Raw genomic sequence first — 24,309 nt, forward strand, 5'->3', positions numbered from 1 at the left:
GGGGGTCAACTTTCAACCGACGATTGGGGGTCAGTTTTCGGCCGCCGTTGACAGTCATGTCTGAGCCCCCGTTCGGCCTCAAGCCCACACTTGCCGGCGCACTGGTCACGCTACGACCGATCACCGCCGCCGACGCCGACACCATCGACAGGATCGTGCGTGAGGACCCCGAGGTCGCGAGGCTGACAGGCTCGGTTCACACGAGCACCGAGCAGGTCGAGGGCATGCCGATCGAGGACCTGCGAGCCATCTACGGCCGCTGGGCGACGGCGGATGATCGCCTGGTTCTGGCCGTGGTCGACCAAGCCACCCAGGAGATGGTTGGTGAGGTCGTCCTCAACAAGTGGGGAGAGGACAACCGGTCGTGCAGCTACCGGACTCTGATCGGAGCGCAAGGACGTGGGCGAGGACTTGGAACTGAGGCCACCCGCCTGGTGGTTGAGCATGCCTTGACCACGATGGGCCTCCATCGGGTGATGCTCGAGGTCTACGACTTCAACCCTCGGGCTCGGCACGTTCACGAGAAGGTCGGGTTCCGGCACGAGGGCACCGGCCTGGATGCGCGGTTCTTCGACGGAGAGTGGATCGACGTGCACTACATGGCCGTGCTCGCGCATGACCTCCCCGCCGAGGTCACGGCGTGAACGTGCCGATTGGGACGTACGCGCACGCTCAGCGCAGCCAACACGCCCGGAGTGCGCCAGGTTCGGACGGTCCTTGGGCCCTCTGTCCGGCTGCGGCCCGACAGCACTGCGTACTGTGAGTTCCGTGGACGTCGCCACGGCCAACCAGAAGGCAGTCGAAGCAGTGTGGACCTCGTACGTCGCAGACAGCGGGTACGACGGACCGCTCGTGACGAGCTTCGCCTTCGGCGACTCCGCGGAGATGGCTGACGAGCTCGGCCTCCTGGTCTTGCACGGCCCCAAGAGGGCAACGGCGAGTCTCGTGCAGGAGTTCGTGGCGGAGGACGAGCCGTTGCCTCGCGCGGGGGATCGATGCGCAGTGATCGGTGGCGATGGCCGGCCAATGGCGATCGTGCGCACGACAGACGTACGAGTCGGTCCGCTCTCGTCGGTCGACGACCGCTTCGCGTGGGACGAGGGCGAGGGTGACCGAACGCGGGCCTGGTGGCTGGAGGCACACACGCGCTTCTTCACCCGTCAGTGCGCGGCGATGGGCTTGACCTTCTCCGAAGATGTTGCAGTGGTGTTCGAGCGGTTCGAGCTCGTCTGGCCACCAATCACCACCTGAACAGACAACGCCCCGGGTGCTTGAAGGCCGAGATCTGTCATCGAGGACTGCCTCGTCATCTCAGCCGCGCGGACAGGGGTGTGAGCGATCATCGTGGCGTCAGGTGCTGTGCGTCGAGTCACGGCCCGCCACTGAGCCCGTACGCCATGTAGTGGTCGTTACCGGTCTTGAGATAGAGCGCCATCGCGCAAGGTGTCCCGAGCTGCTGTCGTTGGGCCTCAGGGGTGACGGCTGCCAGCATGTCCGCACCGACGACCGGTGGAGTCTTGCCAATGCTGACGAGCGGGTCCGCAGCGCCGCCCGGCAGAGCTGTTCGGCTCACGCGTTGACGGACATCCGCAAGGCTGAGGTCAGGAGTGCCGGGAACGTAGGTTCGACCGCAGTAGGGGATGCGTTGCGGAGACTGCCACCAAGAGCCGTACGTGTATCTGTACGCGAACGTGCCTGCGCTCAGCACGACCGCTGTGAGGGCCAACACGGCCGTGGCCCACCTACGCACCATGGCCGCGATGCTAACTCCCGCCGCGAATCGCTGCTCTGTCGGCGGCACGAGCGAGCGTCCGCGCGCCGCCGAGGTCAGTCGTCGGCTCCCGTCGGATCGCCGTCGTCCCAAGCCGCCGCAGCCACCTGTCGGAGGTGCTCGACGTAGCCAGTCAGTAGCCCAAGGACTTCCTCGTCATCGAGGTCTGCAGTGACACGGACACTCCATCCCGTCCCCCCGTCGGGCTCCTGCAGCTTCACGAATGCGAGCAAACCTGCGGGTGATGTCCCTTCTGGCAAAGGTGGGATGCGCACTACAAGGCAGATCAGAGCGCCAGCTCGTAGAAGTGCGAGTTCGGATCTTCGATGTAGCCGGCGAACGGCCCTCGCTGCGTGAACTGGTGTCGCTCGTAGAGGCGTCGCGCAGGGGCGAAGAACTGCTGGGAGCCGGTCTCCAGCAAGACACGCTTGGCGCCGCGGCGCCGTGCCTCGTCCAGTAGGTGTCGCAGCATCACCGTTCCAACGCCCTTGCCGCGCGACGCCGCCGAGGTGCGCATGGACTTCAGCTCGACGTCATCGTCGTTCAGGTCCTTGAGAGCGCCGCAACCGACAGCCAACGGCCCGTCCCAAGCCGCCCAGAACACCACGTCGGGACCCCTCAAGGCGTCGAGGTCGAGCGCGTGCACGGATTCTGCCGGCGAAGTGGCGTACATGTCAGCAATGTGCTCGGCGAGCAGCAGCTGCACCCGTTCATCGTCCAATCCACCGGCGCGGATCTTGACCACGGCTGCACCATACCGGGCGCTGAGGACCGTGTTCCGCAGCTTGCGAGACGTCCGCGCTGGGCACGAGCGATCGGCCGCATGACCGGGCGAGGGTAGACGTCCTCAACGCGTCTTGACCGGCCGTCCTCAGGATTGCTCGTGCACGGAGACGAGGGCGCTGAGGGCCTCGCGTGAGTCGCTGGTCTCGATCAGCGCGCGCGGCCCATCGCGCTCGGTATCCCATGGCACCCAGGCTTGGCCTTCGACCTCGTCCCATGACGGAACCTGCTGGTGCGGCATGTCCGGCGTTCGCGCCTCGACACGACGGCGGTGCTCGAGCCGGTCCGGCAGCCAGGTCTCCACGTGCAGCAACCGAGCCCGGCCCCGGTCGGCGGCTTCTCGCCATCCCGCCCGAGCCTCCGGAACAGGGTTGACGGCGTCGACGACGACATCCCGACCGAGCAGGAGATTGGAGACGGCAAGCTCGTGGATCACGGCATAGCCCTCGATCCCAACGGACAAGCCCGTTCGTTCAAGCGCCGTCTCTGCCGCATCAACCCGCAAGTAGCAGACCCGCAGATGCCGAGCGAACGCTGTGGCCAGCGTCGTCTTGCCGGTTCCAGGACGCCCCGAGAGGACGATCAAGCTTGCTGCCATGCCCACGGGTCCGTCCGATGTAGTGCTCATCAGGTCATCAAAGCGCGCAAGAGCCAACCAGCACACCCAGTGGCAGACTCGGATGTTCGTCAGTGGATCGACCACGAGCGGCCCGGACCTCGTTTGCTGGTTCGTTCACGTCGGCATGCTCCTCGACGGGGCTACGGGTGCAGAGCCCCGTTGGTCACCAGCGACCCTGATGGACGACATCGGCGTATGGCCGCCGGTCTGGCCTGTCGATGACGGCCAGCGGTCTGCCGGCTGGGTAGCCGACCGACAGCATGAACGCCAAGAACTTGCCGTCGGGAAACGCGAGGACACCCTGCGCCTTCGCCTGGTCCTCGACGGCCGAATGCGCGCTTGCGATGCCCAGGTCGGCCGCAGCCAAGGCCATGACCATCGTGGCTTGCCCAAGATCGAAGGCGAGGATGGACCGCTGCATCTCATCGCCGGGCACAGACGAGACCAGCGCGATCACGGCTTGGGCGCCAGCGACATGCCCGGCCCCCTGCCACACTCCCGCGAGCGCCTGCAACTGGTCACGATCTCGCACCACGACGAAGTCCCACGGCTGAAGGTTGCCCGCGGACGGCGCGCGGCGGCCGGCATCGAGGACTCGCTCGAGGTGTGCGTCGGCGATGGGCCTCTCGCTGAACTGACGCACGTCGCGTCTGGACCTGATGGCGTCCCATGTCTCCATAAGGCATCTTCGTCAGAGATCACCCTGCCTGACCAGTACCCCGGCCCATCCAAGCCGGCCCCGATCCGCCTGCCGTGCACGGTCATCCTGACGGATGCCTTGCCTTCCTCTCGCGTGCGACGACCTTCCCGACGATCTTGCTGACCGTGAGATACACAACGACACCACCAACGCCGGCGAGGACCCAGCCGAGGGGCCCGAATAGTCGATCCATGAGGACGTTGCCCGTCACGAGTCCCAGGACAAAGGCAGGGGTATAGGCCAGCAAGCTCCGCTTGCGCTGCTCGATCAGGCTCATCGGCCCCTGCTGCGAAATGCTCGCAACGTACTCGGCCGGCCAGCACTCGTCAGGAGGACTTCGCGGGAAACGTCGGACGTCCCGTCCTCCGAGCGGCATGAACGCGCGGGCCGCGAGCAGGCGGTCAGAACCAGTGCAGGCAGTGAGGGGAGCGTTCGGCGCGAAAGATGGTGTCGGCCAGGGCTGCTGCGCCTTCGTGGTGGGCACGGATGTGCCCCGCACGCACGAGTGCGCTCGGAGCTGTTCCGCCGAGGTAGATGGAGCCCAGGTCGCTGACGTCGAGGGACAGGTCGGGCTCGCGCTCCGTGGGGACGCAATCGGCGCTGCCGCCCTGAACGGTCAGAAGGTAGCGATTGTGCTCGCCGAGGAAGGGGTCGTCGACGTCGAGGACGAGCTCACCGTCCGTGGACCAGCCTCGCGTGATCAGCGCGCGCGGAACGTCCAGCAGCCGCACCCAGAGCCAGTCCCCGACATGGTCCACCTGCGCAGCTCGCAGGTCGGCGAGCTGCCAGCGCAGGGGGTGGTCGGCTGGGACGTGCTTCAACACGCACGTGGTGACCAGGTCGTGTCCGAGGGCGAACCGCGCCAAGGCCGTGAAGACCGTGTCGTCGGAAGTGATGGTCTCGTCGACCGTCAGGGTTCCGCTGTCGATCGAGTAGCTGGCGTACCCATCGGGGACTCCGTCGCCGTCGCGGTGGACGGCGACGTAGCGCGGAGCTGGAGTGATCGGCGGCGCCCCCGCGCCCAAGGTCCACCAGTGGTGCGGACGGCCCAGCGCGCCGGGCTGCGCGCGACGATAGCGGTCGTAGACCTCCTCGATGACCTGACCGCACTCGTCGCGCCGCAGCATCTCGATCGAGCCAAGATCAGAACCCGTCACCAGGGCGCCGGTCGTTGCGCGCGCCCTGGGTTTGGCGAAGGCGGCCCGATGACGCTGCAGCGTCAGGTGCGCGGTGTAGGTCGCCGGTCCGTAACCGAACCTCTGGTAGATCGGGGCCTCGCTCGCCAGCAGGACGGCAAGGAACTCGCCCCGGGCCCGTAGCTCGGCGAGCTGGTGGCGCATCATCGCGCTCAGTACACCTTGACGTCGGTGAGAGGGCAGGACGCCGACGGCGCTCACGCCGGCGGCCGGGGCGACGCAACCACCCGGGAGGGTGAGTTCGAACGAGTACGCCGCGGCGCTTCCGACGGGTCGCCCGTCCGCCGTGAGAGCCAGCAGTCCGCGGTCCATCTCGATCGCGGACCACCACAGGCCGCCGCCGGCGATCGGGGTCTCCGTGAACCGCCCGAATGCAGCATGAACCACGTCGAGGAAGACCGAGAGGTCCTGGTCCGTCGTTGCACGGATCTGCATCGCTACTCCCGGGTTGAGGTGTCGTGACGCACGCGACGTGCACCGCCGTTCAGTGTCGACATCGACAGGTCTCGCTTCGCGGCCGCGCTGACCGTACAGGCCGTCTGCCGGCCAAGGCCAAGGGTTAATGTTCTTGGCTCATCGGCAAGAGTCGGACCCCAGGACCCGAGGACCATCCGTCATCGGCAGGCGATCTCGGCGTCGTGCACGAGCCGGACGATCATCGCCGCCAGCCGTGGGCCCGCCGCAAGGATCCGCTCGACCCGTCGATGACCAGCTGTGGCGTGGTGGGGGAGCGGCGTGGACGGCTGCTACTCGAGCGAGCGGGTCCAGGTCACGGTGCGCGCGGTCGGTCGGAAGCCGATCGAGCGATAGAGCCGTTGCGGCCCCGGATACGCGTCGTCGCCCCGCGGCGTCACCTGGGCCACGGTGCCACCCGCCGAGCGCAGGGCTTGCAGTGCAGCGAGCGTGACCGCGCGGGCCAGTCCCTGACCCCGGTGGGCCGGCACGCAGCCGACCGGCTCGACGAGGCCGGCTCCGGTGGCGGGGTCGAGCCAGACGAGCGCCGATGCCACGAGGTCGCCCGCAGCGTCGGTGACGACCCAGTCGAGGTCGACGCGATACGGCCACGCGGCCATGAGCTGGGTGTAGGCCCGCTCGTCGACCAGCGACGGCGCGACATCCGACCAGGCCGCTGCGTGCACAGCCGCCCGCGCCCGCGCCTCACCTGCCTCGACCGGGCGCATGCCGTACCCCTCGAGGGCCGGCAACGGTGGCAGGTCGGCAAGGTCCATCACGTGGTGGACCATGAAGGGCCCATCCTCCTCCGGCGCGAATCCTGCTGCTGCCAAAGCCTGCTCGGCCACGTCACCCTCCATGACCAGGGCAGACTGCTGCTCCGCGTCGCTCACCTCCTCGAACCACTCGACGACCTCCTCGGCGACCTCGGGGTGCGCGGGATCGACCTGTAGCTCCAGCCAGTCGGGCGCCTCGGCCCAGCCGAACCCGACGGTCTCGCTGCCGTCCGACCAGATCGAGATCTCCTCGCCCTCCTCCAGCCCGAAGGGGTCGACGGGGCGGTAGTAGCGACTCCAGGCCAGCTGGCCGGGGTGGAAGCGGCTGCGAGGTGACCACAGCCTCGACGCCATGGACTGCATGTCGACGAGGTCGTCCGGACCCACGAAGTCTCTCCTCACGACCGCCAACCTAGCCGCCGCCCCGGGGGGCGGTGCGCCGACAGCCCCACCCGGCGGCATACTGGCGCGGTGACCCTCGCGACCGGTATCGGCTCCTGGCCAGGCATCTCGGTGCGCGATGCGCTGGGGCAGGTGCGCGAGCTGCTCGACGGGCAGCTGCCCTATCTGCCGGAGCTGCCCGAGCGCGGCCCGGGTGCCGACATGGTCGGGCGCACGGCAGGGTTGCTCGTCGAGCTGCCCGTCGACCTCCAGCCCGTGGGATGGCGGCTCGTCGACCGGCCGGGCCGAGACGCCCAGCGCACGGCGGCCCTCCTGCGCGAGGACCTCGACGAGCTCGCCGAGGCGTTCGACGGCCACACGGGCCCCCTCAAGGTGCAGGTGGTCGGGCCGTGGACCCTCGCCGCCGACCTGTGGCTGCACCGCGGCGAGCGGGTCATCGTCGACGAGGGCGCCTGCCGTGACCTCGTCGAGTCGCTTGCCGAGGGCGTGCGCCTGCACGTCGCGGCCGTGAGTGCGCTCGTGCCGGGCGCCCAGATCGTGCTCCAGGTCGACGAGCCCTCGCTGCCCACCGTGCTCGCGGGACGGCTGCCCACGTCGTCGGGCTGGGGAAGGCTGCCGAGCCTCGACCCGCAGGTGGCGGCCGCCGGGCTCGCGACGGTACTCGGCGCACACGACGGCGACACCGTCCTGCACTGCTGCGCAGCCGAGCCGCCGGTGCCCCTGCTCCGGGCCGCCGGCCCCACAGCGCTCTCGCTGGACACGTCGCTGCTGCGCCCCCGCGCGTGGGAAGGCATCGCGGTGGCCGTCGAGGACGGCATCCGCCTGCACGCCGGCCTCGTGCCCACCGACGGCAGCCGGCTGCGCGCGCAGGTTCTCGCTGACGACCTCGTCACACCCTGGCACCGCATCGGTATGCCGTCCGCCCGGCTCCTCGACGTCGTCGTGACCCCCGCCTGTGGTCTGGGCACCCGCGCCCCCGACGTCGCCAGGGCCGTGCAGCGGGCGGCGGTCGAGACGGCCCGCGAGCTCGAGGAACGCAGCGCCACCTGACCGGCTTTCCTTGGGGCACAGGCCTTCTGCGCGCACCCTGCATGCGGACACGCGAACGGCCGGCCACCTCGAGGGTGGCCGGCCGTGTCGTCAGCAGCGGTGGGGCAGCGTCAGAGCGCGGAGCCCGCAGCCCACTTGGCGGCGCTGAGGTTCCAGTCCGCGTAGCCGTTGCCCATCGTCATCGGGCGGTTCGTTCCGGTCGTCTCGACAACGTCGCCGATGATCATGTTCTTGTAGACCCACTCGGCGTTGGCGTCGCTCATTCCGGTGCAGCCGTGGCTCACGTTGCGCACGCCCTGGTCCTTGACCGACCACGGAGCGGAGTGGAGGAACTCACCGGAGTTCGTGACCCGCAGCGCCCACTTGACGGGCGTGTCGGAGTAGTAGCCGACGTCGCCCTTCTTGAGGCCGATCGTCTCGGCGCGCATCGTGATGTTGGTGACCTTGTCCATGATGACCTTGACGCCCGAGCGGGTGATGAAGCCGGGCTGGCCACCGGTGACGGGGATGGTCTTGGCGACCTTGCCGTTGATGACGACCTTCATCTGGTGGCTCTTGAGGTCGACCTTGGCGATGACCGAGCGGCCGATCGTGAACTCGGACGTGCGGCTCATCTCGCCCCAGCGGCCGCCGCCGGCCGGCACGCCGTTGAGCTGTGCGTCGACCTTCACCTTGGTGCCGGGCTTCCAGTAGGTCGCGGGCCGCCAGTGGGCCTCCTTCGACGACAGCCAGTACCACGAGCCGGCCTGGGCGGGCGTCGTCGTCACGTGCATGTTCTTCTCGAAGTTCGCCTTGTCGACGACCGGCAGGTCGAAGCGGACGATGACCGGCATCCCGATGCCGACGGTGCCGCCGTCACGCGGTGAGACCGCGACGTAGACCTGCTGGTCGAGGGTGAGGTTGTCGGTCCGGAAGGTGCGGGTCGACTCGGTCGTCGTGCCGTCGGTCGTCTTGGCCTCGAGGGCGAGGGTGTACTTCACGCCCGGCTCGAGCAGGTCGCCCGCGGTCCACGTGCCGCCCTCGAGGGTGCCGTCGACCTTGACGGTGTTGCCCTTCTTGCTGACGTAGGAGAGCGACGCCTTCTCGAGGGTGCCCTTGTCGGCCGAGGCCGTCACGCGCGTGTCGACCGCGACGTTGGTCGCCTTGTCGTCCGGCGTGGTCTTCCACGTGACGGGGTCGACGGTGGGGGTCTGCGAGTTCGTCTGACCGCCCGCCGAGCTCGTCTGGTTGCCGCCGGCGCCGGTCCCGGCCGGGCTTCCGCCATCGGCGTTGGCCGACGCGTTGCAGGCAGAGACGGCCAGCACGGCCACGAGGGCCAGGCTGGAGACGACGGTGTGACGGATGGTGAGCTTCACGCAGCAATCCCCTCGATGACCCGCATGGGAGTGCTCCGCGCAGGTGGCGGAGTGGTGGACGAGTCGGTTGGAACCCCGTACCAGTGTCACCGATGACATGGCATACGACAAAATGGCGCGCCCGACCGTCCGCGTGTCGGTGGCTGTGCGGGTGCCGCCGAGACCTTACCGGCAGGTATGCCGTGGGGCCAAGCCGAACGGCATACCCGCGGGTATCGGGCTGGTCGGGGTGTCAGGCCGAGGGCCGCACCTCGCGCCGGAGGATCTTGCCCGTCGGGCCCTTGGGCAGCTCGGAGAGCAGCCAGAGCTTGCGGGGGTACTTGTAGGCGGCGAGGCGGTCCTTGACGTAGGTCTGGATGTCCTCGAGGGTCGCCGTCGCGCCGGGCCGCAGGACGACAGCGGCGCCGACCTCCTCGCCCATGAGCTCGTCGGGGATGGCGACGACGGCCGCCTCGAGCACCTCGGGGTGCGTGTAGAGCACCTCCTCGACCTCGCGCGGGTAGATGTTGAGCCCACCCCGGATGATCATGTCCTTCTTGCGGTCGACGATCGTGTAGTAGCCCTCGTCGTCGACGGTCGCGAGGTCGCCGGAGCGGAACCACCCGTCGGGGATGGCCTCCTTCGTCGCCTCTGGACGGTTCCAGTAGCCCTTCATGATGTTCTCGCCGCGGATCGCGATCTCGCCGATCTCGCCGGGAGGGGTGTCGTTGCCGTCGATGTCGACGAGCTTCATCTCGCACCCGGGGATGGCGCGACCGATCGTGCCGGGCTTCGTCGGCTTGTCGGGCATGTTGAAGGACGCGACGGGCGAGGTCTCGGACAGGCCGTAGCCCTCGAGGATCTGGCAGTGGAACTTCTCCTCGAAGGCCTTCATCACGGCCTCCGGCATCGCCGAGCCACCCGAGGCGCAGGTGCGCAGGCTGCTCGTGTCGGCCCGGTCGGCGTCCGCGTGGTGGAGGATCGCGGCATACATCGTCGGCACGCCCTGGAAGATCGTGACGTGGTCGCGGCCGAGCACCTCGATGGCCTTGGCCGGGTCGAAGCGCGGGATGAGGCTCAGGGTCGAGCCCCGCAGCACCGAGGTGTTGAGGCCGCACGTCAGGCCGAAGACGTGGAAGAGGGGCAGGCACCCCATGATGACGTCGTCCTCGCCGATCTGCATGATGTCGCTCGCCGACACCTCCGCGTTGCGGTGCAGGTTGAAGTGGGTGAGCTCGGCGCCCTTCGGCTTGCCCGTCGTGCCGCTCGTGTAGAGGATCACGGCCGTGTCCTGGTCGTCGCGCTCGACGGGGACGAGAACGGGGTCGGCGGCCGACTCGCTCGCGTCGAACTGGCCGTCGGCGGGGCCCATCGGTCCGCAGACGACGAGGCGGGTGCCCGTCTCGGCTGCGGCCTTGCCCGCCTCCTCGGCGAAGTCGGGCCATACGAAGCTGAAGCGCGCGCCGGAGTCCTCGTAGAAGTACTGGATCTCGCCGGCCTTGAGGAGCGGGTTCATCGGGACGACGACCCCGCCTGCGAGGAGCGTGCCGTAGAAGGCGACGGGGTAGGCCGGCACGTTGGGCAGGATGAGCGAGACCCGGTCGCCGGGCTCGAGGCCGGCCGCGCGCAGCTGGCCCGCGACCCGAGCCGCCGCCTGGTGCAGCTGGGTCCACGTCACACCCGCCTGGTCGAGGCGGATGCCCACCTTGTCGGGGATGCGCTCCGCCGTGGCGACGAGGTTGCTGGCGAGGTTGGTCATCGAGGCTCCTTTGCTCCGGCCGGTTCCGGCCCATTGTGACTGGTCGGTAGCGTGCTGAACAGGGCGGGGTGGTGCCCGTGCGGATGCCTCCGGGTGAGGGCGCAGCGTCGGTGCCGACTGGCAGGATGAACGCGTGACCGAGACCGGTGGTGCCCCCCTGACCGACGACATCCCCGCGGCCGTCCACCAGGAGTGGGCCGAGCTCGCCGAGCGCGCCAGCGCGGCCCAGTTCGCCTACCACGTCAAGGACGCGCCGACGATCAGCGATGCCGAGTACGACCAGATCATGCGCCGGCTGGTCGTCATCGAGGAGGAGCACCCCGCTCTGCGCACGCCCGAGAGCCCGACGCAGAACGTCGGGGGAGCGTCGTTCGCCACAGGCTTCGAGACCGTCGACCACGTCGAGCGCATGCTGAGCCTCGACAACGCCTTCTCCTTCGAGGAGCTGCGGGCCTGGGCCGAGCGGGTCGAGCGCGAGGTGGGCGCGGGGGCCCACTTCCTCACCGAGCTGAAGATCGACGGCCTCGCGATCAACCTGCTCTACGAGCAGGGCCGCCTCGTGCGAGCGCTCACCCGTGGAGACGGGCGCACCGGTGAGGACGTCACCCACAACGTCCGAACGATCAGCGGCATCCCCTCGCGCCTCACGGGCGATGACGTGCCCGAGCTCGTCGAGATCCGAGGCGAGGTCTTCTTCCCGACCGCCGCCTTCGCCGACCTCAACGCCAGCCTCGTCGAGGCGGGCAAGGCGCCCTTCGCCAACCCGCGCAACGCCGCGGCTGGCTCGCTGCGCCAGAAGGACCCGAAGGTCACGGCCTCGCGTCCGCTGCGCATGCTCGTCCACGGTCTGGGGGCTCGCCGCGGTTTCGACGTGGAACGTCAGAGCGAGGCGTATGCCGTCCTGCGCGCCTGGGGGCTGCCCACCTCCGACGAGGTGCGCGTCCTTGCCGACATCGCGGCGGTGGAGGAGTTCGTCACCTATCACGGTGAGCACCGCCACGACCGGGCCCACGACATCGACGGCATCGTCGTCAAGGTCGACGAGGTGGCCCTGCAGCGTCAGCTCGGGGCGACGTCGCGGGCCCCCCGCTGGGCCATCGCGTTCAAGTACCCGCCCGAGGAGGTCAACACCAAGCTGCTCGACATCCGGGTCAACGTGGGCCGCACCGGACGGGTCACCCCCTACGGGGTCATGGAGCCGATCGTCGTCGCGGGGTCGACGGTCGAGCAGGCGACGCTGCACAACGCCTACGAGGTGGAGCGCAAGGGCGTGCTCATCGGCGACGTCGTCGTGCTGCGCAAGGCCGGTGACGTCATCCCCGAGATCGTGGGGCCCGTCGTCGACCTGCGCGACGGGTCGGAGCGGGCCTTCGTCATGCCGACCGAGTGCCCCGCCTGCGGCACCCCGCTCGCCCCGGAGAAGGAGGGCGACAAGGACATCCGCTGCCCCAACACGCGCTCGTGCCCGAGCCAGCTGCGCGAGCGCGTCTTCGCCCTCGCCGGGCGCGGTGGCCTCGACATCGAGGCGCTCGGCTGGGAGGGCTCGATCGCCCTGCTCGAGTCGGGCATCATCACCGACGAGGGCGACCTCTTCGCGCCGCCGGCCGACAGCCCGGCCGCGGGGGAGTACGGCATCACCCGCGAGAAGCTCGCGCAGGTGCCGCTCTACACCCGCGCCGCGAAGAAGACCGACCCGGCGGAGTCGGTCGTCGACGGTCGCGTGCTGTCTGCGGGCGGCGAGAAGCTGCTCGCGGAGCTCGAGAAGGCCAAGAGCCAGCCGCTGTGGCGCGTCCTCGTGGCGCTGTCCATCCGTCACGTCGGACCGACGGCGGCCCGGGCGCTCGCGACCCACTTCGGCTCGATGGAGGCCATCCGGGCGGCCTCGACCGAGGAGCTCGCCGGAGCCGAGGGCGTCGGCGGAGTCATCGCCGAGGCCGTCACCACGTGGTTCGAGCTCGACTGGCACCAGGAGATCGTCCGCAAGTGGGCCGACGCCGGGGTGCGCATGGCCGACGAGGTCGACGAGTCGGTGGCCCGCACCCTCGAGGGCAAGACGGTCGTCGTCACGGGCTCGCTCGAGGGCTTCTCCCGCGACGAGACGAAGGAGGCCATCATCAGCCGCGGCGGCAAGGCGTCCGGGTCGGTGTCGAAGAAGACCGACTGGGTCGTCGTCGGGGCCAACGCCGGCAGCAAGGCGGCCAAGGCCGAGGAGCTCGGGCTCCCGGTCCTCGACGAGGCCGGCTTCCGCAGGCTGCTCGAGACGGGCTCGCCGGAGTGAGCATCACCCCATCGTGACCTGCGTGTGACCCGTCTGTGACCCCCGGGGGAGGGCTGGGCCGGCTCTGACATGGCCCTCACGTGGTCATGTGCGCGGCACCCATACAAGGCGCCGAGCTGTGTGAGGCGCGACCGTCCACAGCCCGTCGGGCCCTCCTAGAGTGTGCCGAGTCAATCACCGGGGACCACCCGGTGGACCGCCGGGCGAGATCGCCCCGACGACGCCGCAGACGCACGAGGAGGTGCCGGCCTTGACGGCTACCCCGCTGCTCGAGACCCGCTCCCTGACCAAGGAGTTCCGCGGGTTCCGAGCCGTCTCGGGCGTGGACCTCGCCGTCGAGCGTGGCACGATCCACGCCCTCGTCGGACCTAACGGAGCCGGCAAGACGACGCTGTTCAACCTGCTCACCGGCTTCCTCACGCCGACGTCGGGCACCGTCCACTTCGACGGACACGACATCACCGGCAAGGCGCCCGAGCAGATCGCCCCGCTCGGCATCGCGCGCTCCTTCCAGATCACGAGCCTCTTCGAGGCCATGACGCTGCAGGAGCACCTCGAGCTGGCGCTCGCGAGCCCCACGGGCCTCGCCAACCAGTGGTGGCGCTCGGTGACGAGGATGAGCCGCTTCCGGAAGCGCTCGCTCGAGCTGCTCGACCAGGTCGGCCTCGCCGACCGGGCCGGCGCTCCGGCCGCCTCCCTTGCCTACGGCCAGAAGCGCGCCCTCGAGCTCGCCATCGCCATGGCCCTCGACCCCAAGCTGCTGCTGCTCGACGAGCCGACGGCCGGGATGGGGCTCGAGGACGTCGACCGGACCATCGCCCTCGTCAAGTCGCTGTCCGCTGGGCGCACGGTGGTCTTCGTCGACCACAACATGCACGTCGTGGGGTCGCTCGCCGACCGGGTCACCGTTCTGCAGTCGGGGCAGGTGCTCGCGGAGGGTCCCTACGACGAGGTCCGTGCCGACGAACGCGTCATCACGGCATACCTCGGAGCCGTCCATGAGTGAGCGCATGAGTGAGCGGACGGATGAGCAGTCGGCTGAGCGGACGGCTGAGTGGACGGCTGAGCGCGCGAGCGACGCCGCCGGCGGGCAGGCCGCAACCGCGCCCTCGGGGCAGCCGGCCGATGACGCAGGCCCCGCCCTGCTCTCGGTCACCGACCTCTCGGCGTGGTACGGCGAGGCCCGCGTGCTCACCGACGTCTCCGTCACGGTCGCCCCGGGGGAGGTGGCCACGCTCGTCGGACGCAACGGCGCCGGCAAGACGACCCTGCTCCGCTCGGTCATGGGGCTGCACAAGCAGGTCAAGGGCGCCGTCGCCCTCGACGGGCGCGACCTCGGGCGGCGCAGCCCCGATGCGCGGGCCCGCGCCGGCATCGGCTGGGTGCCCGACGACCGTGGCATCTACGCGAGCCTCTCCGTCGAGGAGAACCTCCTGCTGCCGCCCGTCGTGCACGACTCGGCCTGGTCGATGGAGAAGGTCTACGACCACTTCCCGGTGCTCGCCGAGCGCCGCGACTTCCCGGGCACGAAGCTGTCAGGCGGCGAGCAGCAGATGCTCGCCATGGCCCGGGTGCTCCGGATGGGCTCGCGCCTGCTGCTGCTCGACGAGCCGAGCGAGGGCCTGGCCCCGGTGATCGTCCAGCGCATCGGCGAGATCATCCGCGAGATCAAGGCCCAGGGCGTGGGCGTGCTCCTTGTGGAGCAGAACGTCACCTTCGCGCGGTCGGTCGCCGACCGTCACTACCTGCTCGCGCAGGGCCAGGTCGTGGAGCACCTCTCCAACGACGCGTTCGCGGCCCGCGAGAGCGAGCTGCTCACCCATCTCGGGATGTAACCGGCTGGCGCCGGCCTGTCAGGCCGGGGCCACGACACGTCGCTCCGCTCAACCACACACGTCACGGGGCGGCACGCCAAGCCATGGCACCACTCATCGCACCACGTCCTCCACTCACCCTCAGCCATACCTCCACCACCCGACCGAAACCCCCAGGAGGGGACATGCGCAGCAGAACCACCACCGGCGTCTCGGCCATCGCGATCGCCGCCACCGCCTCGCTCGCCCTCGCCGCCTGCGGCGGCGCGGGCGGCCCGCAGGCCGCGGCGGCAGGCGGCCTGACCGACGGCAAGGTCGTCATCGGCCTGCTCAACGACCAGTCCGGCGTCTACAAGGACCTGTCCGGTCCGAACTCCAAGGTCGCGATCCAGATGGCGATCGACGACTACAAGGCGAAGTACGGCGACAAGGCCGTCGCCAAGGACATCGAGATCGTCACGGCCGACCACCAGAACAAGGCCGACATCGCCAACTCCAAGGCGCAGGAGATGTACGACCGCCAGAAGGCCGACATCATCCTCGACGTGCCGAACTCGGCCGCCGCGCTCGCCGTCGCCACTCAGGCGAAGAACAAGAAGAAGCTCTACATCAACATCGGTGCGGGCACGACGGCCCTGACGGGCGCCAGCTGCAACAGGTACACGTTCCACTGGGCCTACAACACCGCCGTCCTCGCGCGCGGCACTGCCGGCACGATCACCAAGGAGGGCGGGACGAGCTGGAACATCGTCTACCCCGACTACGCCTTCGGCCAGGACATGAACAAGTCGTTCAGCGCCGAGGTCACGAAGAACGGCGGCACCGTCGGCCAGTCGATCGCCTCGCCGTTCCCGAGCGACAACTTCGCCACCTTCATCACCAAGGCCGGCGAGGGCAACCCGAAGGTCATCGGCTCGATGCACGCCGGTGGCGACCTCATCAACTTCGTCAAGCAGTTCAACCAGAGCTCGCTCAAGGGCAAGGTCCAGCTCGCTGTCGGCCTGATGTTCATCACCGACATCCACTCGCTCGGGGTCGACCAGTTCGCCGGTACGCAGTTCACCGACGCGTGGTACTGGAACTTCGACGCGCAGAACAAGAAGTGGGCCGACCGCTTCAAGGAGAAGACGAACACCCGTCCGTCCTTCGCCCACGCCGCCAACTACTCGGCCGCGATGAACTACCTCGAGGCCGTCCAGGAGGCCGGCACCGATGACGCCGACACCATCGTCAGCAAGCTCGAGGGCAAGAAGATCAACGACGTGTTCCTGCGCAACGGCGAGATCCGCAAGGCCGACCACGCCGTGACCCACGACGTCTACCTCGCCAAGGTCAAGAGCTCCGCCCCGGAGGAGTGGGACTACGAGGACATCGTGAAGACGATCCCCGCCGCCGAGGCGTACGGCGCGGCCAACCCCGCCTGCACGATGGGCTGATTCCCGAGCACGTATGCCGTCCGGCCGCGTCCCACGAGCCGCGCCGGACGGCATACGGCAGGGATCCGTCCAGCCCGATCGACCGCGAACGAGCGAGAGACATGAGCGAATTCATCCAGTACACCCTCCAGGGGCTCGCCGCCGGCGGCTTCTACGCGCTCTCCGCGCTCGGCCTCGCCGTCATCTTCGGCGTCCTCGGGGTCGTCAACTTCTCCCACGGCGCCTGCTACATGCTCGGCGCCGTCATCGCGGCCGTCCTGCTGGCCGAGCTGAGCCTCGGCTTCTGGGTGGCGCTCGTCGTCGTGCCGGTGGTCATGTTCGGCTTCGGAGTGCTCATGGAGCGCCTCCTCGTGCAGTGGCTGCTCGCGCTGGACCCGCTCTACAACTTCCTGCTGACCTTCGGCCTCACGCTCATCCTCGTCGAGGCCGTGAAGCTGAGGTATGGCGTCTCGGGGCTGCCCTACGAGATCCCAGCAGGCCTCGGTGGGCAGGTGACGGTCGGCAGCGTCAACCTCTCGGTCTATGCGATCTTCGCGTGCGTCTTCTCCGTCGTCGTGTGCATCGCCGTCGGCCTGCTCATGACGAGGACGCGCATCGGCATGATCGTGCGCGCCGCCACCGAGGACGCCGGGCGCACCCGGGCCCTCGGCATCAACGTCGGTCGCTGGGTCACCCCGGTCTTCGGCTTCGGCATCGCGCTGGCCGGTCTCGCCGGCGTGCTCGCCGCGCCGACCCGGGCGATCACGGCCGAGATGGGCAGCAACTTCATCATCATCCTGTTCGCCGTCGTCGTCATCGGAGGCCTCGGCTCGATTCTCGGGGCGGTCGTCGCCGGCTTCCTCGTCGGCCTCGTCGAGGCCTACGGCGTCGCCTACGCGCCGGCCTATGCCCAGATCGTCATCTTCGTGCTGATGGCGGCCGTGATCCTCGTCCGGCCATCCGGACTCTTCGGAAGGGAGGAGGTCGCGTGAGCGAGCAGATGACCGCCAAGGTCGACGTCGACCTGGCTCAGCCCTCGATCCTGTCGCGGCGCAGCCCGTGGCGCTACCTCATGCTGCTGGCCGGCCTCGCTGTCCTCGTCCTGCTGCCCTACTGGATCTACCCGCCGGTTGCGATGGACATCCTGTGCTGGGGACTCTTCGCGATCAGCGTCGACCTGCTGCTCGGCTTCACCGGGCTGCTCAGCTTCGGGCACGCCGCCTTCTGGGGTGGCTCGGCCTACTGCACCGGACTGATCGCCATCACCTGGGGTGTGCCCTTCCCCGTCGCGGTGATCGGCGGCTCGGTCTTCGCGATGCTCATCGCCTGGCCGATCGGCTGGCTCTCGGTGCGCCGCACGGGCATCTACTTCGCGATGGTCACCCTGGCGTTCGCCCAGATGATCTACTTCATCGCCAACCAGCTGCGTGACCTCACGGGCGGCGAGAACGGCCTGCAGGGCATCCCGCGCACCTTCTTCGGCATCGACGCGGTCGAGAACGACTCCTTCTACTTCTACTACGCCGGCGCGGCGCTCATCGTCATCGGCATCGCGATCGCCTGGCGGGTCGTCAACTCGCCGTTCGGCCGGGTGCTCACCGCGGTCCGTGACAACCCGGCGCGGGCCCGCGCGCTCGGCTACGACGTCGAGGTCTTCAAGATCAAGGCCTTCGTCATCTCTGCCGGCCTCGCCGGGCTGGCGGGTGGCGTCTTCGCGATCAGCCACGGCTTCGCCTCGCTGCAGGAGCTCGCCTGGACCACCTCGGGCAAGGTCGTGCTCATCACGGTCCTCGGCGGCATCGGCACCCTCTGGGGCGGTCTCGTCGGCGCCGGCGTCGTCGTCACCCTCGAGGACTACCTGTCGAGCTCGGGCTTCGAGGGCATCGGCCTCATCACGGGTGGCATCTTCGTCGTCATCGTGCTGCTCTTCCGCCACGGCATCTGGGGCACGGCTCGCAACGCCCTGCGCCGGTTCGTCCTCGACCGGCGGCGTCAATCCCGGGACTGACTGACCCCGTCGGCCACCTCGAGTGGCCGCGTAACCTCACCTGTCACGAGTGGGATTCTCGGCGTGCCCGCACCGGCACCGGCATCCGCACCGGCACCTGGTCGGCGCGCCGGAGGCTGCCCCATAGACTGACCGGCATGTCCTCCCTGTCCCGCGACGACGTAGCCCATCTGGCCGGCCTCGCCCGCATCGAGCTCTCCGACGACGAGCTCGACCGCATGGTGGGTGAGCTCGGGGTCATCCTCGAGTCCGTGGCCAAGGTCCAGCAGGCCCCGACCGACGGCGTCGCCCCGATGTCGCACCCGATGCCGCTGACCAACGTGACCCGCCCCGACGTCGTGCGCCCGAGCCTCGGCGCCGCAGCCGTCCTGGCCGGCGCGCCCGAGGCCGAGCAGGAGCGCTTCTCCGTGCCCCGCATCCTCGACGAGGACTGAGCCTCCGCCGACGCCCGCGTATGCCGCTGGGCCGAGCCCCCGGCATACGCCCTCGCCCGTGACGGGCACCCACGAAACCCCCTGTCGCAGCTACGAATCGAAGGCACTGACGTGACCGACCTGCCAACTGACCTGACGAGGGCCACTGCCGCCGACCTGGCTGGTGCCCTCGCGAGCAAGACCATCAGCTCCGTCGAGGTGACGCAGGCGCACCTCGACCGGATCGCCGCTGTCGACGGGCAGGTGCACTCCTATCTCCATGTCGACGGCGAGGGGGCGCTCGCACAGGCCAGGGCGGTCGACGCGCGCCGCCAGTCCGGCGAGAGCCTCGGCGCGCTGGCCGGGGTGCCGATCGCCGTCAAGGACGTCATGACGACGAAGGGGCTGCCGACGACCTGCGGCAGCAAGATCCTCGAGGGCTGGATCCCGCCCTACGATGCGACGGTCGTGACGAAGCTGCGTGAGGCCGGGCTCCCGATCCTCGGCAAGACCAACATGGACGAGTTCGCGATGGGCAGCTCGACCGAGCACTCCGCCTACGGCCCGTCCCACAACCCGTGGGACCTCGACCGGATCCCCGGCGGCTCGGGCGGCGGCTCGAGCTCAGTGCTCGCGTCGTTCCAGGCGCCGCTCGCGACGGGCACCGACACCGGCGGGTCGATCCGCCAACCGGCGGCCGTCACTGCGACCGTGGGCACGAAGCCGACCTACGGCGGCGTCTCGCGCTACGGCCTCGTCGCCCTCGCGAGCTCGCTCGACCAGGCCGGGCCCTGCGGGCGCACCGTGCTCGACACCGCGCTGCTCCACGCCGTCATGGGCGGCCACGACCCCATGGACTCGACGTCGATCGACGCGCCGGTGCCGCCGGTCGTCGAGGCGGCGCGTGCCGCCGACGTGCGCGGGATGCGCATCGGCGTCGTCAAGGAGCTCGGTGGCGAGGGCTACCAGCCCGGCGTACGCGCGCGCTTCGACGAGTCCGTGGCGCTGCTCGAGGAGCTCGGTGCCGAGGTCGTCGAGGTCAGCTGCCCGAACTTCGAGTACGCCCTCGCGGCCTACTACCTCATCCTCCCGAGCGAGGCGTCGAGCAACCTCGCGAAGTTCGACGCCATGCGCTACGGCCTGCGGGTGCTGCCGGAGGGCGTCGACGCGCCGAGCGCGGAGCAGGTCATGGCGGCCACGCGCGACGCCGGCTTCGGACCCGAGGTCAAGCGCCGCATCATCCTCGGCACGTATGCCCTCAGCTCCGGCTACTACGACGCGTACTACGGCTCGGCCCAGAAGGTGCGTGCGCTCATCGCGCAGGACTTCGCGGCGGCATACGCACGCGTCGACGTGCTCGTCAGCCCGACGGCGCCGACCACGGCGTTCAAGCTCGGCGACAAGCTCGAGGACCCGATGGCGATGTACCTCAACGACATCGCCACGATCCCGGCCAACCTCGCCGGCGTGCCCGGCATGTCGATCCCCTCGGGTCTTGCGGACGAGGACGGCCTCCCCGCGGGCATCCAGATCCTCGCGCCCGCGACCAAGGACGAGCGCCTCTACTCCGTGGGCGCTGCCCTCGAGGCCGCGCTCGTCGACCGCTGGGGCGGTCCGATCCTCGACCGCGCGCCCGAGCTGGGCGGCGCTGCTGCTGCGAAGGGAGCCTGACATGAGCACGGTCACCGCCGACGCCGTCATGGACTACGACGAGGCCATGACGAAGTTCGACCCCGTCATGGGTCTCGAGGTCCACGTCGAGCTGCACACGGCGACGAAGATGTTCTGCGGCTGCCCGACCGAGTTCGGCGCCGCGCCCAACTCGCAGGTCTGCCCCGTCTGCCTCGGCCTGCCCGGTGCGCTGCCCGTCGTCAACGAGAAGGCCGTCGAGTCGGCCATCCGCATCGGCCTGGCGCTCAACTGCGAGATCGCGCAGTGGTGCCGCTTCGCCCGGAAGAACTACTTCTACCCGGACATGCCGAAGAACTTCCAGACCTCGCAGTACGACGAGCCGATCGCCTTCGAGGGCTACCTCGATGTCGAGCTCGAGGACGGCAGCACCTACCGCGTCGAGATCGAGCGCGCGCACATGGAGGAGGACACCGGCAAGTCGCTCCACATCGGCGGTGCGACGGGCCGCATCCACGGCGCCGACCACTCGCTCGTCGACTACAACCGCGCCGGCATCCCGCTCATCGAGATCGTGACAAAGCCGATGGTCGGGGCGGGGGAGCGCGCGCCCGAGGTCGCCAAGGCGTACGTCTCGGCCCTGCGCGACCTGCTCCGCGCCCTCGATGTCAGCGACGTCAAGATGGAGCAGGGCTCGATGCGCTGCGACGCAAACGTGTCGCTGCGTCCGCGTGTGGGTGAGCCCACGAGCGAGGAGCAGCTGGCCGTGCCTCTCGGCACGCGCACCGAGACGAAGAACGTCAACTCGCTGCGTTCGGTCGAGCGCGCGGTGCGCTACGAGATCTCGCGCCACGCGGCGATCCTCGACGGCGGCGGCACGATCCTGCAGGAGACGCGTCACTGGCACGAGGACACCGGCATCACTACCTCGGGCCGCGTCAAGTCCGACGCCGAGGACTACCGCTACTTCCCCGAGCCCGACCTCGTGCCCGTTGCGCCGACGCGCGAGACGGTCGAGACGCTGCGTGGCACCCTGCCCGAGCCTCCCGGCCTCCGCCGCAAGCGACTCCAGTCCGACTGGGGCTACAGCGATCTCGAGATGCGCGACGTCCTCAACGCGGGTGCCGTCGAGCTCATCGAGGAGACGGTCGCCGCTGGCGCGAGCGCCGCCGCCGCGAAGAAGTGGTGGCTCGGTGAGCCGTCGCGTCGCGCCAATGCCGAGGGCCAGGACATCGTCACGTATGCCGCCGGGCTCGGGCTCACGCCCGCCCACATCGCCGAGCTTGACGGGCTCGTCGCCGCGGGTCGGCTCAACGACTCGATGGCGCGGCAGGTGCTCGACGGCGTCCTCGGTGGTGAGGGGACACCCACCGCCGTCGCCGACGCCCGTGGGCTCGAGCTCGTCCAGGACGACGGCGCCCTCGAGGCGGCCGTCGACAAGGTCATCGCCGCCAACCCCGACGTCGCGGACAAGATCCGGGACGGCAAGGTGGCGGCCGCCGGTGCGCTCATCGGCCAGGTCATGAAGGAGATGAAGGGCCAGGCCGACGCCGGCAAGGCCCGCGAGCTCATCCTCGCCAAGCTCCAGTAACCGTCGAGTGGCCACACCTGGCCGCCTGCCCGAGTCGAGTGGCCACGGTTGGTCGCCCGGTCCGAGTCGAGTGGCCATGGTTGGTCGCCCGGTCCGAGTCGAGTGGCCATGGTTGGTCGCCCGGTCCGAGTCGAGTGGCCACCTCTTGTCGCTCGGTACAGTGTGGCCACTCGACTGGGTTCACGCGGCAGAGGGTGGCCACTCGACTGGGTTCACGCGGCAGAGTGTGGCCACTCGACTGGGTTCACGCGGCAGAGTGTGGCCACTCGACTTGGGGGTTGGGCTGAGGTGGGCAGCGCTGTCAGCGCTTTCCGCCACCCAGCAGGCCGCCGAGGATGCCACCGAGGATGTCGCCGGCCCCACCGCCAGGGCTGGATCCGCCACTACCGCCAGACGCCCCACCGAGGACCTGCCCGAGGATGTCCTCCAGCGGGTTGGACCCGCTGGCCGCAGGGGCGTCGCCACCGGGGGACTGGACCGAACCGCTGCCAGCGCCCTGGCCGCCCGGGAAAAGCGGACCGTTGTCGGAGGAGGATCCCGTGGCCTCGGCCGAGCCCGAGCCGCCGCCGAGGATGCTGCCCAGCCCGCCGCCCTGACCGATCTTGTTGGCCAGCCACGACATGACGATGGGGGCGAGGATCGGCAGCAGCTTCTGCACGATCGACCCGGCCGAGCCGGATCCTCCGATGCCCGAGCCCACGCCGCCGAGCTGGCTCATCACCTGGTCGGTGTTGTCACCGAAGATGTTGCCGACGATCTTCTGACCGTCCTGCTCGTCGACGTCGGCGAGGCTGCTCACCGTCGTGCCCTGGTGGTCCGCGAGCGCCGATGCCAGCGACTGGGCTCCCGCCGGGTCGTGGGCGTTGGCCTGCAGACCGCCGAGGAGTGCCGGGAGTGCGGTCTGCACGGCCTGCTCGACCTCGCTCTCGTCCACCCCCCACTGGGATGCCAGCTGCTGGAGCGGCACCTGGCCGAGGATCTCGTCGTACGAAGCCATGCCCTGGGACCTCCTCGTCACGGAGCGGTCGGCGACCACTCTCCGGGCAAGGCTAACCACGGATCGGGTTCGGCCCCAGGGATGACGTGCACGAGGACCGACGGTCAGGTGGCGCCGACGTCGGAGAGGGGCAGCGACATCAGCCGGTCGTCGGAGCCGTTGTTGGTGAGGATCCAGGCTCGGCCGTCGACGAACCTGATGTCTCGCACCCGGCCGTAGATGCCCTCGAGGTGTCTCGTCGGCGTGCCGGCGGTGCCGTCGGCCTTCACCGGCACGCGCCAGACAGACTGGCCCCGGAGCGCCGCGAGGTAGACCGCCCCGTCGGGCCCGACGGTGATTCCGCTCGGCGAGGCCTCGGAGGTCGGCCACTGCACCACCGGGTCGACGAAGTCAGGGTTCTCGGCGACCCCCTCGACCTCGGGCCAGCCGTAGTTGTCGCCGGGCTTGATGAGGTTGAGCTCGTCCCACGTGTTGGCGCCGAACTCGCTGGCCCAGAGGCGCTTCTGGCTGTCCCACGCGAGCCCCTGCACGTTGCGGTGCCCATAGGACCAGATGGGGGAGCCGCCGAACGGGTTGCCGGGGGCGGCCTTGCCCTCCGGGGTGATCCGGAGGATCTTGCCGCCGAGCGATCCGAGGTTCTGCGACAGCGACGTGGCGCCGGCGTCACCGGTGCCGGCGTAGAGGTAGCCGTCCGGCCCGAAGGCGATGCGCCCGCCGTTGTGGTTGCGGCCCATCGGTATGCCGTCGAGGATGACCTGCGGCTCGCCGAGCGTGCCGTCGCGCCACGGAACCGCGGCGATGCGGTTGTCGCTCTCGGTCGAGTAGTACGCGTAGAAGACGGGGTTGGCCTCGAAGTCCTCGGGCACTGCCAGCCCGAGCAGACCCCCCTCGCCCGCCGTGCGCGTGATCGGAAGGGTGCCCGCGACCGTCGCCTGCCCTCCGGACCCCGGCTTGGGCACGTGGCGCACCTCCCCGGTGTTGCGGACGCTCACGAGCGAGCTGCCGTCGGGGAGCACCGCGATCGACCACGGCACGTCGAGTCCACTGAGCAGAGCCACCGGTGGGCCTGCCGCGTCGGGTGTGGCGGGGGACCCGGACGTCGCACCCGGGGACGAGCCCGCCGCCGTGGGTGTCGCCGAGCCGCTCGGGCCCGTGGTCGCCGCCGCAGTCCCGCTCGTGCCGGCGAGCGGTGCCGGCGTCGGTGACGACGTGCAGGCCCCGGTCGCCAGCACACCGACCAGCCCCACGGCGAGGGCACGGGCAACGACGAGGCGGGAGGGCGGCATACCCCATTCTGTCCCATGCGTGCCGACCCCCAGCC

24 protein-coding genes are annotated in these 24,309 nt (G+C 69.7%); 12 read left to right on the forward strand and 12 right to left on the reverse strand.

Translation table 11 applies throughout. The features are described from left to right. The first annotated feature begins 56 nt into the window (after window positions 1-56). Both FHX52_RS00645 and FHX52_RS00650 read left to right on the forward strand, forming a co-directional pair. Complete coding sequence (locus FHX52_RS00645) at window positions 57-644, forward strand: GNAT family N-acetyltransferase (protein WP_141819032.1); 588 nt, start codon at window positions 57-59, stop codon at window positions 642-644. Between the two features lie 124 nt (window positions 645-768). Next, on the forward strand, window positions 769-1,251 hold the full coding sequence (locus tag FHX52_RS00650; protein WP_185747022.1) for an ASCH domain-containing protein: 483 nt from the start codon (window positions 769-771) through the stop codon (window positions 1,249-1,251). 118 nt (window positions 1,252-1,369) lie between these two features. On the opposite strand, the gene FHX52_RS00655 is transcribed toward FHX52_RS00650, so the two are convergent. The 8 genes from FHX52_RS00655 to FHX52_RS00685 form a co-directional block, all read right to left on the reverse strand. Continuing rightward, window positions 1,370-1,753 (reverse strand): hypothetical protein, encoded by a 384-nt coding sequence (locus tag FHX52_RS00655; protein ID WP_141819034.1) that lies wholly within the window; start codon window positions 1,751-1,753, stop codon window positions 1,370-1,372. A gap of 74 nt (window positions 1,754-1,827) precedes the next feature. Continuing rightward, entirely contained in the window at window positions 1,828-1,992 is a 165-nt protein-coding gene (locus FHX52_RS23685) for a hypothetical protein (RefSeq protein ID WP_185747023.1), read from the reverse strand. A 65-nt stretch (window positions 1,993-2,057) separates the two neighbouring features. Continuing rightward, window positions 2,058-2,516, reverse strand: coding sequence for a GNAT family N-acetyltransferase (locus FHX52_RS00660; RefSeq protein ID WP_425460075.1), 459 nt, complete (start codon window positions 2,514-2,516; stop codon window positions 2,058-2,060). Window positions 2,517-2,642: 126 nt separating this feature from the next. Beyond that, window positions 2,643-3,257 (reverse strand): P-loop nucleotide/nucleoside kinase family protein, encoded by a 615-nt coding sequence (locus FHX52_RS00665; protein ID WP_141819035.1) that lies wholly within the window; start codon window positions 3,255-3,257, stop codon window positions 2,643-2,645. A gap of 79 nt (window positions 3,258-3,336) precedes the next feature. After that, entirely contained in the window at window positions 3,337-3,852 is a 516-nt protein-coding gene (locus FHX52_RS00670) for a nitroreductase family protein (RefSeq protein ID WP_141819036.1), read from the reverse strand. An 82-nt stretch (window positions 3,853-3,934) separates the two neighbouring features. Continuing rightward, entirely contained in the window at window positions 3,935-4,150 is a 216-nt protein-coding gene (locus FHX52_RS00675) for a hypothetical protein (protein WP_141819037.1), read from the reverse strand. A gap of 124 nt (window positions 4,151-4,274) precedes the next feature. Next, window positions 4,275-5,504: a GNAT family N-acetyltransferase gene (locus tag FHX52_RS00680; protein WP_141819038.1), complete on the reverse strand. Its 1,230-nt coding sequence runs from the start codon at window positions 5,502-5,504 to the stop codon at window positions 4,275-4,277. A 311-nt stretch (window positions 5,505-5,815) separates the two neighbouring features. Beyond that, window positions 5,816-6,700, reverse strand: coding sequence for a GNAT family N-acetyltransferase (locus tag FHX52_RS00685; RefSeq protein ID WP_246069546.1), 885 nt, complete (start codon window positions 6,698-6,700; stop codon window positions 5,816-5,818). A gap of 69 nt (window positions 6,701-6,769) precedes the next feature. Here FHX52_RS00685 and FHX52_RS00690 point away from each other — a divergent pair, with 69 nt between their 5' ends. Beyond that, window positions 6,770-7,750, forward strand: a complete 981-nt coding sequence (locus FHX52_RS00690; protein ID WP_141819039.1) for a uroporphyrinogen decarboxylase/cobalamine-independent methonine synthase family protein — start codon at window positions 6,770-6,772, stop codon at window positions 7,748-7,750. A 110-nt stretch (window positions 7,751-7,860) separates the two neighbouring features. Here FHX52_RS00690 and FHX52_RS00695 read toward each other — a convergent pair whose 3' ends face one another. Both FHX52_RS00695 and FHX52_RS00700 read right to left on the reverse strand, forming a co-directional pair. Next, window positions 7,861-9,105, reverse strand: a complete 1,245-nt coding sequence (locus FHX52_RS00695; protein WP_246069547.1) for a L,D-transpeptidase — start codon at window positions 9,103-9,105, stop codon at window positions 7,861-7,863. 232 nt (window positions 9,106-9,337) lie between these two features. Then, entirely contained in the window at window positions 9,338-10,843 is a 1,506-nt protein-coding gene (locus tag FHX52_RS00700) for a long-chain-fatty-acid--CoA ligase (RefSeq protein ID WP_141819040.1), read from the reverse strand. A gap of 133 nt (window positions 10,844-10,976) precedes the next feature. On the opposite strand from FHX52_RS00700, the gene ligA reads away from it, so the two are divergent. The 9 genes from ligA (at window position 10,977) to gatB (ending at window position 21,991) form a co-directional block, all read left to right on the forward strand. Then, window positions 10,977-13,121: an NAD-dependent DNA ligase LigA gene (ligA, locus tag FHX52_RS00705; RefSeq protein WP_141819041.1), complete on the forward strand. Its 2,145-nt coding sequence runs from the start codon at window positions 10,977-10,979 to the stop codon at window positions 13,119-13,121. A gap of 241 nt (window positions 13,122-13,362) precedes the next feature. Then, window positions 13,363-14,127: an ABC transporter ATP-binding protein gene (locus FHX52_RS00710; RefSeq protein WP_425460076.1), complete on the forward strand. Its 765-nt coding sequence runs from the start codon at window positions 13,363-13,365 to the stop codon at window positions 14,125-14,127. A 4-nt stretch (window positions 14,128-14,131) separates the two neighbouring features. Beyond that, window positions 14,132-14,956, forward strand: coding sequence for an ABC transporter ATP-binding protein (locus tag FHX52_RS00715; protein ID WP_221630409.1), 825 nt, complete (start codon window positions 14,132-14,134; stop codon window positions 14,954-14,956). A gap of 164 nt (window positions 14,957-15,120) precedes the next feature. Next, a complete protein-coding gene (locus FHX52_RS00720; RefSeq protein WP_141819042.1) occupies window positions 15,121-16,371 on the forward strand; it encodes an ABC transporter substrate-binding protein in 1,251 nt (416 codons plus the stop codon). 101 nt (window positions 16,372-16,472) lie between these two features. After that, window positions 16,473-17,342, forward strand: coding sequence for a branched-chain amino acid ABC transporter permease (locus FHX52_RS00725; RefSeq protein WP_141819043.1), 870 nt, complete (start codon window positions 16,473-16,475; stop codon window positions 17,340-17,342). Next, window positions 17,339-18,358, forward strand: coding sequence for a branched-chain amino acid ABC transporter permease (locus tag FHX52_RS00730; RefSeq protein WP_246069549.1), 1,020 nt, complete (start codon window positions 17,339-17,341; stop codon window positions 18,356-18,358). Before FHX52_RS00725 ends, FHX52_RS00730 begins: the two co-directional genes overlap by 4 nt. A 137-nt stretch (window positions 18,359-18,495) precedes the next feature. After that, window positions 18,496-18,792 carry an Asp-tRNA(Asn)/Glu-tRNA(Gln) amidotransferase subunit GatC gene (gene gatC, locus FHX52_RS00735; protein WP_141819044.1) on the forward strand — a complete coding sequence of 99 codons (297 nt, stop codon included), beginning with the start codon at window positions 18,496-18,498 and terminating at the stop codon, window positions 18,790-18,792. 120 nt (window positions 18,793-18,912) lie between these two features. Next, window positions 18,913-20,442 (forward strand): Asp-tRNA(Asn)/Glu-tRNA(Gln) amidotransferase subunit GatA, encoded by a 1,530-nt coding sequence (gene gatA, locus FHX52_RS00740; protein WP_141821955.1) that lies wholly within the window; start codon window positions 18,913-18,915, stop codon window positions 20,440-20,442. 1 nt (window position 20,443) lies between these two features. Beyond that, a complete protein-coding gene (gatB, locus tag FHX52_RS00745; RefSeq protein ID WP_141819045.1) occupies window positions 20,444-21,991 on the forward strand; it encodes an Asp-tRNA(Asn)/Glu-tRNA(Gln) amidotransferase subunit GatB in 1,548 nt (515 codons plus the stop codon). Window positions 21,992-22,292: 301 nt separating this feature from the next. Here gatB and FHX52_RS00750 read toward each other — a convergent pair whose 3' ends face one another. Together FHX52_RS00750 and FHX52_RS00755 are read right to left on the reverse strand one after the other, a co-directional pair. Then, complete coding sequence (locus tag FHX52_RS00750; protein WP_141819046.1) at window positions 22,293-22,988, reverse strand: DUF937 domain-containing protein; 696 nt, start codon at window positions 22,986-22,988, stop codon at window positions 22,293-22,295. A 104-nt stretch (window positions 22,989-23,092) separates the two neighbouring features. Further along, window positions 23,093-24,274 carry a PQQ-dependent sugar dehydrogenase gene (locus FHX52_RS00755; protein WP_141819047.1) on the reverse strand — a complete coding sequence of 394 codons (1,182 nt, stop codon included), beginning with the start codon at window positions 24,272-24,274 and terminating at the stop codon, window positions 23,093-23,095. Window positions 24,275-24,309: the final 35 nt, after the last annotated feature.

The sequence above is a fragment of the Humibacillus xanthopallidus genome (genome assembly GCF_006717145.1).
In the GTDB taxonomy this organism is placed as follows: domain Bacteria; phylum Actinomycetota; class Actinomycetes; order Actinomycetales; family Dermatophilaceae; genus Humibacillus; species Humibacillus xanthopallidus.

Coding starts and splice junctions, on each gene's coding strand:
- FHX52_RS00645 (WP_141819032.1), top strand. CDS start 57: ATGTCTGAGCCCCCGTTCGGCCTCAAGCCCACACTTGCCGGCGCACTG.
- FHX52_RS00655 (WP_141819034.1), bottom strand. CDS start 1,753: ATGGTGCGTAGGTGGGCCACGGCCGTGTTGGCCCTCACAGCGGTCGTG.
- FHX52_RS00670 (WP_141819036.1), bottom strand. CDS start 3,852: ATGGAGACATGGGACGCCATCAGGTCCAGACGCGACGTGCGTCAGTTC.
- FHX52_RS00675 (WP_141819037.1), bottom strand. CDS start 4,150: ATGAGCCTGATCGAGCAGCGCAAGCGGAGCTTGCTGGCCTATACCCCT.
- FHX52_RS00680 (WP_141819038.1), bottom strand. CDS start 5,504: ATGCAGATCCGTGCAACGACGGACCAGGACCTCTCGGTCTTCCTCGAC.
- FHX52_RS00700 (WP_141819040.1), bottom strand. CDS start 10,843: ATGACCAACCTCGCCAGCAACCTCGTCGCCACGGCGGAGCGCATCCCC.
- FHX52_RS00715 (WP_221630409.1), top strand. CDS start 14,132: ATGAGTGAGCGGACGGATGAGCAGTCGGCTGAGCGGACGGCTGAGTGG.
- FHX52_RS00720 (WP_141819042.1), top strand. CDS start 15,121: ATGCGCAGCAGAACCACCACCGGCGTCTCGGCCATCGCGATCGCCGCC.
- FHX52_RS00725 (WP_141819043.1), top strand. CDS start 16,473: ATGAGCGAATTCATCCAGTACACCCTCCAGGGGCTCGCCGCCGGCGGC.
- gatC (WP_141819044.1), top strand. CDS start 18,496: ATGTCCTCCCTGTCCCGCGACGACGTAGCCCATCTGGCCGGCCTCGCC.
- gatB (WP_141819045.1), top strand. CDS start 20,444: ATGAGCACGGTCACCGCCGACGCCGTCATGGACTACGACGAGGCCATG.
- FHX52_RS00750 (WP_141819046.1), bottom strand. CDS start 22,988: ATGGCTTCGTACGACGAGATCCTCGGCCAGGTGCCGCTCCAGCAGCTG.
- FHX52_RS00755 (WP_141819047.1), bottom strand. CDS start 24,274: ATGCCGCCCTCCCGCCTCGTCGTTGCCCGTGCCCTCGCCGTGGGGCTG.